This is a genomic window from Pseudomonadales bacterium (genome assembly GCA_013215025.1).
GTDB lineage: Bacteria > Pseudomonadota > Gammaproteobacteria > Pseudomonadales > DT-91 > DT-91.
This window is the reverse complement of sequence record JABSRR010000082.1, coordinates 1-10300: the sequence shown is the minus strand read 5'-3', so window position 1 is coordinate 10300 and position 10300 is coordinate 1. Positions and strand designations below refer to the sequence as shown.

Sequence of the window (10300 nt, the reverse complement as noted above, 5' to 3'; positions counted from 1 at the left end):
AGCACTGGTGCTGCAGGGGTTTAAAATCATCAGGTGATTGCGGAGCGCTAGGTATCTGATAACTATTGGCTGCTTCGGCGTTTGCTCGACTAGCGCGAGGTTTTATCAACAAAGCTGATAACTTACTGAATACGGCGAGGCAAAATATCGCAGGATATAACAGCAGTTTTCTGCGCTGATGATAGAAAAACTCTGACACGTGCTGTATTCCTTTAAATGCTGCCAATTAGCCTATAATAAGCATCATCGGTCAGTAAGCCAATCGCAATGGTTTTAAACGTATTTTTAAAAGCAAACGAGTTTCTCTATCAATACAAGAATCCTTGCTGGATCGTGTTTGCCAGTTATTTCAGCATGGCCAGTTTTAGTAAACCGCTGCAGGCACTGCTCGCCTGTTGCAGACTGTTTCAGACTGTTTCAGACTGTTTCAGACTGTTTCAGACTGTTTCAGACTGTTTTTATCAGCTAAACATCAGGCCTGCTATGCAGCGCAGTGAAGTGCATTAAGCTAAGGTAAAGAGAGACTATGAGTTTTGCAACATCTGCAGCTTGATATGATCCGCGGTACAGTAGTAAAAATTGAAATGGTTAATCGTAACGCCATGATACTGAAAATCCAGCTGGTCTATTCGGCGACAAATGCTGTGCGCCAAATCAATTGTTTTTATCGCATTGCGAGACTTATGCTTTTTGGGCGTCACTAAAATGGCGGTACTGGCCGCTTGCGGCTCGCCATGCCACAAATCAAACTGATTAGGCTTATCGTCAACCACCTGCACTGCATAGCCACTGTCATAACTATACCAGGCAATACGGCTACTGTGGGTCCAGTTTTCAACCCATACATAGTCAGCCTGCAGTGTATCGGCTAATGCTACGGCACGTTCAGCTGCCTGTTGCCAACCCATAATATCTTGCAGCGCTTGCTCACTGCCCTTGATAAGATTTACCGGTTTAAATGCCAACAAGCTGAACAATATCAGCAACAAAACAGCCGATAACAGGGTCATAAATTGCAATACTTTTCGCAACAGCGGTGAAAACTGTTTAGCGTTTAACAAGCAAAAGTGTGCCGTTAGCGGGGTGAGCATCAACCAGCCTACAGCTGACCAATGCGGCAATAGCTCGCCATTGCCTGCAGACCAAGCAACCAACAATAAATGTATCAAGCCCAAATGCAATAATAATGATGGCAGCGGCGAGAGACGCAGCTGTCTTGAGGTAATCTGGTAAATAACTATCACACCCAATACAACATTTACTGGCGCCATACTTAACCACTGCGCCAAAAGCATTTTAAGCACGTTTATCAGCTGCCACTCGCCGCCAGCACCGTGATCAAATTGATAACGCAGTGAGACCCAGTCATGCGTTGCATTCCAATATATCACTGGCGATATCATCACTGCCGCAATGATTACCGCCAACCAAAGTCCTGGTTGAGCTAACCAAAGCAGTAATTGTCGCTGCGTAATCAGCCAGCTTAGCAAGGCCAGCGGCATTACAATAGCGGTATATTTGGTTAATCCAGATAAGCCGATTAACACGCCAAGATATACAAAGCCTTGCCAAGAAAATTGCTGCTGCAGATTTGCAATCGCTAAAATCAATAATAAATGCCATGTCATCAAGGCAACATCGGGCACCATGCCCCAACCCAGCAACTGCGTCACCACACTTAGGTAAAACAGCAGCAAGGCGAGCGTGCCGGTAGCTTGCTCTTCGGCAAAACAACGCTGACAAACTTGCAGCAGCAGGACACTGTTGATCGTCATGATTAGCATCGGCACAAGGCGCAAGGCTATATCGCTTTGGCCTGCTATTTGTCCAAGCGCCAATAACCAGCCCACCATGGGTGGGTGATCAAAATAGCTCCAATCTAGCCTAAGTGCATATAAGCCATAATGGGCCTCATCGACTCCAAGCCCAACGCTGTTTATTAACAGTCCATGTAGCAAAAAAAAGCCGCCAATCAGCAGCGTATTCAATAAACGGGAGTGTTGCCTGATGAAATCGAGCACGGATTTACTCCGTCGACTGCAGAGGAATTTGTTGCAAATAAGGTAATAGCTTAGCTAGAACCATATCAGGCGTAATGCCGGTGATGCAGGGTCTGCTGGTGCAGCTGGTTTTACGATGATTATGTGCACTTACGCATGGAGAGCACGGCAGCGCCAAATAAAAGTTCTCAGCATTGCCCAATGAGCCGTATAGCGCAGGGGTTTCAGGGCCAAACAGTACGAACACTTTTAATTTTGTCACTGCTGAAAAATGACCTGGCCCTGAATCGTTAGTAAGCATTAAGGTTGCCAAGTCGTACAATGGAAGTAGCTGCTCAAAACTAAACACACCTGCAGAATTAACACAGCGATCATGTTGCACCAGCTCGATCAAAGACTGCGCCTCTTGGCGTTCAGCTGGCGCACCCGTGACAACCACTAAAACATCGTCAAACTGCTGCAAAACAGCACTGATTACTTCAGCAAAATATTCTTTCAGCCAGCGTCGCTGCGGCAATAACTCTGAGGCATTGGGATTGATTAACACAATTCTTTGTTGATCGTAGTGTGGATAAATTTGTAATAATTTTTGTTTAACCGGCAAATGATCATCTGCGTCAAAGCTAAGCTGCTGTAGTTGTTTCTCTTCAGCCTTAATAGGATGGGTTGGGTATTCACTCAGGTTTAAGCCCAATGCAGTATTCGTCAATGCAATGAAATTTTCAACAATATGCACATGACTGTTATAACGAACAGGATGGGTAATTAAATTTCCGCGATAGCAGCCCTCATCGTGCAGGGTGGCGAAGCCGACACGCGCTTTTGCGCCAGATACAACACTGAGCAGAGCGGTGAAACGAGAAAATAGTTCAAGGTCGATGGTTGTGGTGATGTTATGCCGATGTGACCAAAACATAAACTTAATAATATCTATTAACAGCACCAAGAAATTATCGGCGCGCATCAAAAAGATATTCTCTTTCGGCACGGTGTTTAAGATCGCTAAACTTTTAGCATTGTCTTTAAAGATCGCAAAATATAATTCTGCATTGGCTTGCTGCTGCAACTTACGCATGGCAGGGTCAACAATAATCGCGCTGCCCATTTCAGAAAGCTCTATCAATAGAGTGCGACTTAGATCAGCTGATTGCTTTCGCCGGCTTGGCAGCACCCAAGCCAGAAGATTGACGATGATGCTGAGCAAAAAAGTTAAAGGTATGCCGGCGTAACGGTCAACCTTACGCATGGTTTCGACGTTCATCAGTGTGTCTTATTCTTAAAAATTACAAATTGCGATAGGGTAAAGTTGGTAACCATACCCAATAGGATACCGAATAGAAAAGCAATAAACTTATATTGCATAAAAAAAGGCACATAATTGGTCAGCAGATGATAGCTGCCCCAATTCAAAATAAAGCTAAATACGCACATCAGCATATATTTTAACCATTGACGCCTCTTTTGTTCATGCTGCACATCATTAAAGGTGAAAATACGATTTAAAAACCAGTTATTGGTTGCCGCGCACCAGTAAGATACCACTCTTGCGGCAGAGTGATTAAGGCCTAAAAATTGCGCAAAAAAATACACTGCGCTATCGACCAGAAAGCCGCTACCACCGACCATACCAAATTTTAGAAATCGGATAGGCATCAGGTTTTGGTGCTGACTCAGCCACAATAACGCACGATTAAATGTTTGCTTTATCGGCTCAGAAAACAGCAGCAGACGACAGCCAAAATAAATCATCAGCAAGCTAGATAGGACTGCAAAGCCAATGCGAAACGGCATAATTGCCGGAATATCGGGAAAGTCATCGGGTAAGGTGAGATTGCCTACCAAGGTGGCAAACGCTAAAAAAGCCGCGGCGCAATAATTACCGAACGGACTAAATGCTTGTCGGCTTAACATAAATGCCAAGCCAGCAATGCACAGCCCTAATGCAGCCCCCATAAAGACATCTTCAGGCCAGTGCGCACCGACTGCAATTCTTGACCAAGCTGCCGCTATCGCCAGCAACAAGGCGCATAGACGAAATAGTCGATGCTGAAACGACAGTAAAATGACCCCTGCTACGGCAAACGCTGTAGTTGTGTGGCCGGAGGGGAAGCTTTTCTTTTTTAATACATCGCCGATGATATAAAAGTCAGACAGGGCTAGCAACGATGCTGGCCGTGGTGCCGCAAAAAATGCCTTAGCGCCATACATTAAAATCGCGGTTAGTAGGGTCGCATACAGCACACGCTTGGCCAAGCTTGGCTGACGAACAAGCANGATCACAGCTAATGTACCGACTATAGCACCATTGCCAAGTTCGGTAATTAAGGCCGATATTGTCGCTGGCACCTGATCATGACTGCCATGATTAATCTGCAAAAACCACTGCAGATTATTATCTGCCAGCTGACTGAGCACAAACAGGGCTAGGCAGGCCATGATCAGCAACAGATATAGCATTGGCTGCACCGGCTGATCTATCAACAATGAACGCTCAAACGGAAAGCCGCTTGAGTGCCTGCTAGATGGTTGCGGAGAGTTCACGTGAAAAGATCCTAATCGATGAAGTGATTATAATGGCCGCTAGGTTTAAAAGCGCGCCATAATAATCGAATCGCGGCCTATTTGACAGCTAAGCCAAAGATAACTCAGTTACGATACCTCAGCTAAATCGCCCTTGCTCTCAAGCCAGCTTCTGCGATCGGCTGAGCGCTTTTTAGCCAGCAGCATATCCATGGTTTCATCCGTCGCCTGCTCTTCTTCAATCGTAAGCTGCAACATCCGTCGCGTGTCTTTATTCATCACCGTTTCACGCAGCTGCATGGGGTTCATTTCACCCAGCCCTTTGAAGCGAGTAACTTGAACCTTGCCTTTTATTTTTTCAGCTTCAATGCGGTTTAACACGCCTTCTTTTTCAGATTCATCAAGTGCGTAGTAAACCTCTTTTCCGCAGTCAATGCGGAACAACGGCGGCATGGCAACATAGACATGGCCAGCCTGCACNAGAGCACGAAAATGTTTAACAAACAGCGCACAGAGCAAAGTCGCAATATGCAGGCCNTCAGAATCTGCATCAGCCAGAATACAGACCTTACCATAGCGCAGCTTGTCTAGATCATCAGAGCCAGGGTCTATGCCCAATGCGACAGAGATATCATGAATTTCTTGCGAGCCCAAGACTTCAGAGGAATCAACTTCCCAGGTATTCATGATTTTACCCTTCAGCGGCATGATGGCCTGAAAGGTTCGATCCCGTGCTTGTTTAGCGCTGCCGCCGGCAGAGTCGCCCTCAACTAAAAACAGTTCTCCGGCCATTGCATCTTGTCCGGCACAGTCGGCAAGCTTGCCAGGAAGCTGCGGGCCGGCCGTTACCTTTTTACGCACCACTTTTTTGGCTTTACGTAAACGCGATTGCGCATTGGCAATCGTCATTTCTGCCAATATGCTGGCTTCTTCAGTGTGTTGATTCAGCCACAAGCTGAACGCGTCTTTAGCAACACCAGCAATAAACGCACTCGCCTCTCGCGACGACAGGCGCTCTTTAGTTTGTCCGGAGAACTGAGGATCGGCTAATTTCGCTGACAAAATATAATTACATTTATCCCAAATATCATCAGCCGATAACTTTATCCCGCGCGGAATGAGATTTCTAAACTCACAATACTCGCGCATAGCCTCTAGCAAGCCAGTACGCAGGCCATTGACATGGGTTCCGCCCTGCGCCGTAGGGATGAGGTTAACATAGCTTTCCTGGGTGAGCTCACCGCTATCTTTGTACCACTGCACTGCCCAATCACAGGCCTCAGTTGAGCCTGCAAATGTGCCAACAAAAGGTGAGTTTGGAATACTGTCAAAGCCATCGGTTGCCGCTAATAAATAATCCTTTAAACCATCCTCATAATACCAACTGTCTTTATCACCCGTTGCCTGGTCAAGAAAGGTGACTTTCAGCCCCGGACATAGAACCGCTTTGGCTCTTAACACATGGCGCATGCGGTGCAGTGAGAATTTAACCGAATCAAAATATTGCGCGTCAGGATAAAAGTGAACTTGGGTGCCGGTATTTCGTTGCCCGCAGCTATCGATGACACTGAGCGGCTTGGACTTTTCACCATCCTGAAACTGTATATGATGCACCTGTCCTGCGCGGCGAATGGTAACGTCAAGCTGCTTCGACAAGGCATTAACAACCGACACACCCACCCCGTGTAAACCACCAGAAAATTGATAGTTTTCATTCGAAAACTTACCGCCAGCATGCAGTGTGGATAGAATCACCTCAACGCCTGGCAAACCTTGCTCAGGATGAATATCTACCGGCATGCCACGCCCATCATCGGTAACGCTGAGACTGCCGTCTTTATGTAATACCACATCGATTTGTTTAGCGAAGCCAGCCAGCGCTTCATCAACCGAGTTATCAATCACCTCCTGTGCCAAATGATTGGGTCGGGTGGTTTCTGTATACATGCCTGGACGTTTTCTGACAGGGTCTAGCCCGGTTAAAACTTCAATCGACTCGGAGGTATAATCTTTCAAGGTTTTTCTCTTTTTTACTCAATTCTGACTAATATACAAAACTGTTGTTAAGCAAATTACGCTGCTAGCAGCCAAGCAAAAACATGGCTTAGATAGCGTTCTAAGTTTTGGTATTGATGATCTCCAGCAGGTTCAATAATACAGCTAGCACGCTGAAAATAGTGGCTGGCTATTTGCGCATCTAACACCTGATCTGCCATTTGCAGCAGCACCAAATGTTGATTGGCAGGCGCGGGTAATATCCTAGCTGCCACCTCGACTGCATCGTGATCATCAACATCAATACTAAAATACTCACCAGTATAGGGGTTCTGCAACTGGCCAACTTCGGATTCATCATAAATCATAAGTCGCTGCGACGCATCAACTAATGGATTGATTAACACTGACTTACAGTGATATTTAGCGGAAAACAGCTGTGCATAAAAACCGCCCAATGAGCTGCCAATCAGGCAACAGCAATAGTGTTGTTGCAGCTCTGCAATATACTGCTCAAGGAAATCAATTGCCTGACGGGGCTTATCTGGCAATCGAGGCACATGAAAGACCGTTGAGGGATAATATTGCTTAAGAAAATCACTACAAAGCTTTGCTTTATGGGCTTGCTCTGAACTCATAAAGCCATGCAAATAAATAACCGCAACAGCCTTTGGCATAGTGCTATTTAATAGCCAGGCAAAGCGGCATCAATAGCTAATGGGCGGTAAGCAATGCGCTCGACACCGGTAGTAAATTGGCCGTTAGACTGCAGTTGAAACCAGCGAAAACCCGGCATTTGATCATCTAGGGTAAAATCATGGCAGGCAGGTTTAAACTGCACCGAGGTGGCCGGGGTGCATAGCATGCGCGCATCACTGGCAGTTGAAAGCTTCCGGTCGACTGCCTGATGCACATGCCCCGAGACCAGCGCCTTAAGCTGCGAATATTGCTCAGACAAGGCAATCACGGCCTCGCCATTATCAATATGCTGGGGGTCAATCCAAGCGGTTCCAATTGCTACTGCAGGATGGTGCATAAAAAACAAATGTGATTTGTCTTGATGCTGCATCAGAGTTTGCTGCATGCGATGTAACTCTGCAGCAGACAGCGAGCCGGCTGGACTATTCGGTAATGTTGAATCAAAGCAACTAAGCTGCCAATCACCCAAGCAAAAACTGGCCAAAAAGTGCAGCTGTTGATCAGCCGTTGTTGATAGCTCACGCATTGCCTTATGGTCGTCATGATTACCCGGCAACCAATAGATAGGCGATTGACAAGGACGCTCGGCTAGCTGGGCCAGTAATCGCTTAAACGCAGGCAAGCCTGCTTCATTTGAAAGATCGCCGCTGCAAACCAGAGCATCATAATGCGGAAATATTTCAGCTATGCGCGCCAACACCCAAGCAAGACTTTGATCGGCATCCAAGCCTAACAAACGATCACCAGGGCTTTCGCCTAAGTGACAATCCGAAATTTGTATCAGTGTATAGGTCAAACCTTTGCCTACTGTTGTTCACTTTTTTGCGCTAGCTTAACACAGTGATACAAATTAACAGTGGTCTTGATCACAGTTATTATTCAAAACTCAGACAACACCGACTCTGGCTCTCCAGGCTGCCAAGGCAACAGATTTGCCAAGCCGTCTTGCAAGCTGGCCCGCAGGCATAGGGTAAGCAACTGCTGTTGCTGCAATTTTTCATCAGGCTGATACATTCTTTGATTCGGGTAAGGATAAGAGGGTCGCGTTACCGCGCTGCCTTGAAATGATAAAATTTCTAACAGTTTTGCATCATAACTCAGTTTTAGTTCAAACTGCAGATTGGAAAGCTTAGCAAGCTGGGCAATATCGTCAGCATTCAACGCATGAGCCGTAGCTTGTAGTTTAGCATCTTGCTGTTGGCGATCTCGGTGGGGCTTTTTGTCGAGCTCAGGCTTTTTATCGAGCTGAGGCTTTTTATCTAGCTGAGGCTCCGACGTATGTTTTGACGCTGCAGCATTCTCAGATGCAAGAGTCGTATTAGCCATTCGCTCAAAATGAAGTCTGCACTGCGCGGTATACTTACTGGCAGAATGCAGCACAAGGCTGACACTTGCATAGTTTTTCCCATCTGACTCAAGTAGGTAGGCACGCGTTAGACAGCAGGGCCGCTTTTGACCGATCAGACGGGTCAAATAATAAAAATTATGTTCACAGCTTAGTAAATACTGTGACAAATCAATCGCATACTTTTTACGCATTGCGAATTTCCATCGAAAATAATTACCTTGTAAAGAGACCTAAGAAATATCAAATAAACGTCTCAAAATTGCCTTAACAAATTGCCTTAAGGTGTTCTTACTTGTATGAAATAAAACCTAATGTATTTGTTTATTGCTTCGTTGCGCTTTTATATGCAATAAATATTAGCAGTTTGCCTAATGAGTCCTTGGGTAAAACCGTATAATAAGCAGCCTTTTTTCTTCGCATAGGTTAATATTAACGTAATCTATTACGATAAAACTAAAAATTATCTTAATATTATATTCTAAAAATATCGGATCACTGCATGCTCAAACTTTCTGTCTCATTAAAACATTGGCACTCTCTGGCTAAGTCAAGCCTGCTTGGCAGTTGCATAATGGCATCTTCAGCAAATGCCACAGATATTTATCAACTCTATCAAGATGCGGTTAAGTACGACCCGATTATTCAAGCCGCCTCTGCAACGCTACGCAGTGAACAAGAGGCGGAGAACGCCGCACTGGGACAATTACTGCCACAAATCGGCGCGCAATATCAGTACCAGATGCAAGATCAAGACACCAATCGCGACGATATTTTTCTTGCGTCAACATTGGACCAAGATACCGAAACCCTATCGGCGGCGGTGACGCAAAACATCTTGAATTTAAACGCCTGGTATAGCTTTAGAAGCGCTCAACAGCTATCAGAGAAAGCGGTGTTTGATTTTCGACAAAACGAACAGCAGCTGATCTCGCGAACGCTTGACGCTTATTTATCGGTACTGCGCGCTTATAATAATTTATCTTCCAGCATTGCTGAAGAAGCAGCGTTTCAACAGCAACTGGATCAAACACGGCAGCGCTTTAACGTTGGCCTTGTCGCCATCACCGATGTAAATGAATCACAAGCGGCAGCTGACCTTGCCAAAGTCAGCCGTTTATCAAATCAAGGCTTACTCGAGGCCGCGTATGAAAACCTGACCCTATTAACCGGTAAGATTTATCCCTATGTGGTCATCTTTGGTGACAACCTACCGATTATCGACCCAACGCCAATGGACCGCCAAAGCTGGGTCGATTTATCACTGAAAGGCAACTTAAATCTGATCTCCTCTGAATATGCGCTGAATGCTGCTAAGTTTAATTATAAGCAGGCAGCCAGTAATCATTTACCGACCATCACCGGCTCATATACGTACAGTAACCGAGAAATTCTTGCAGGCGAGCTTCAGCAGGGTTCAAATATTGTTGATGAGAATGATTGGGTTGGCGCCCTGCCGGATTTTGAATCAAGCACTGTGGCGATTAATTTGCAACTGCCTATCTTTACCGGCGGTACTACCAGCGCTAATCGCCGTAGCGCACTGGCACAGTTTCACGCGGCTGAAGCGCAGTTAAACGGCGCGCAACGCGCAGTCATTCAGCAGTCTCGCGCTGACCATATTAATGTGCAAACGCAAATACAAACAGTAGCTGCGCGTAAGCAAGCAATCACCTCCACCCAGTCTGCACTGGACGCTATTGAAGCGGGCTATCAAGTCGGCACCCGGAATATTGTCGAT

Annotated in this window: 8 protein-coding genes; 1 reads left to right on the top strand and 7 read right to left on the bottom strand. The window is 45.9% G+C overall.

The genetic code is table 11. From position 1 onward, the window contains the following. Positions 1–524 precede the first annotated feature (524 nt). The 7 genes from HRU21_07440 to HRU21_07410 form a co-directional block, all read right to left on the bottom strand. Positions 525–2021 (bottom strand): glycosyltransferase family 39 protein, encoded by a 1497-nt coding sequence (locus tag HRU21_07440; GenBank protein NRA42129.1) that lies wholly within the window; start codon positions 2019–2021, stop codon positions 525–527. Between the two features lie 4 nt (positions 2022–2025). Further along, on the bottom strand, positions 2026–3261 hold the full coding sequence (locus tag HRU21_07435; protein NRA42128.1) for a glycosyltransferase family 9 protein: 1236 nt from the start codon (positions 3259–3261) through the stop codon (positions 2026–2028). Then, on the bottom strand, positions 3261–4541 hold the full coding sequence (locus HRU21_07430; GenBank protein NRA42127.1) for a GtrA family protein: 1281 nt from the start codon (positions 4539–4541) through the stop codon (positions 3261–3263). Before HRU21_07430 ends, HRU21_07435 begins: the two co-directional genes overlap by 1 nt. A 108-nt stretch (positions 4542–4649) precedes the next feature. Beyond that, on the bottom strand, positions 4650–6536 hold the full coding sequence (gene parE / locus HRU21_07425; GenBank protein ID NRA42126.1) for a DNA topoisomerase IV subunit B: 1887 nt from the start codon (positions 6534–6536) through the stop codon (positions 4650–4652). Between the two features lie 56 nt (positions 6537–6592). Then, the gene (locus HRU21_07420; protein NRA42125.1) at positions 6593–7153 is read right to left on the bottom strand and encodes a hypothetical protein; all 561 of its coding nucleotides are present in this window, start codon (positions 7151–7153) and stop codon (positions 6593–6595) included. Positions 7154–7200: 47 nt separating this feature from the next. Then, a complete protein-coding gene (locus HRU21_07415) occupies positions 7201–8010 on the bottom strand; it encodes a metallophosphoesterase (GenBank protein NRA42124.1) in 810 nt (269 codons plus the stop codon). 83 nt (positions 8011–8093) lie between these two features. Continuing rightward, positions 8094–8753 (bottom strand): DUF1249 domain-containing protein, encoded by a 660-nt coding sequence (locus HRU21_07410; protein ID NRA42123.1) that lies wholly within the window; start codon positions 8751–8753, stop codon positions 8094–8096. A 380-nt stretch (positions 8754–9133) separates the two neighbouring features. Here HRU21_07410 and HRU21_07405 point away from each other — a divergent pair. Beyond that, the coding region (locus tag HRU21_07405) for a TolC family outer membrane protein (protein ID NRA42122.1) at positions 9134–10300 on the top strand (1167 nt) is incomplete at its 3' end.

Bases quoted from the DNA above. Each gene is read 5' to 3' on its own strand.
- HRU21_07420 (NRA42125.1), bottom strand. From the start codon at position 7,153: ATGAGTTCAGAGCAAGCCCATAAAGCAAAGCTTTGTAGTGATTTTCTT.
- HRU21_07435 (NRA42128.1), bottom strand. From the start codon at position 3,261: ATGAACGTCGAAACCATGCGTAAGGTTGACCGTTACGCCGGCATACCT.
- HRU21_07410 (NRA42123.1), bottom strand. From the start codon at position 8,753: ATGCGTAAAAAGTATGCGATTGATTTGTCACAGTATTTACTAAGCTGT.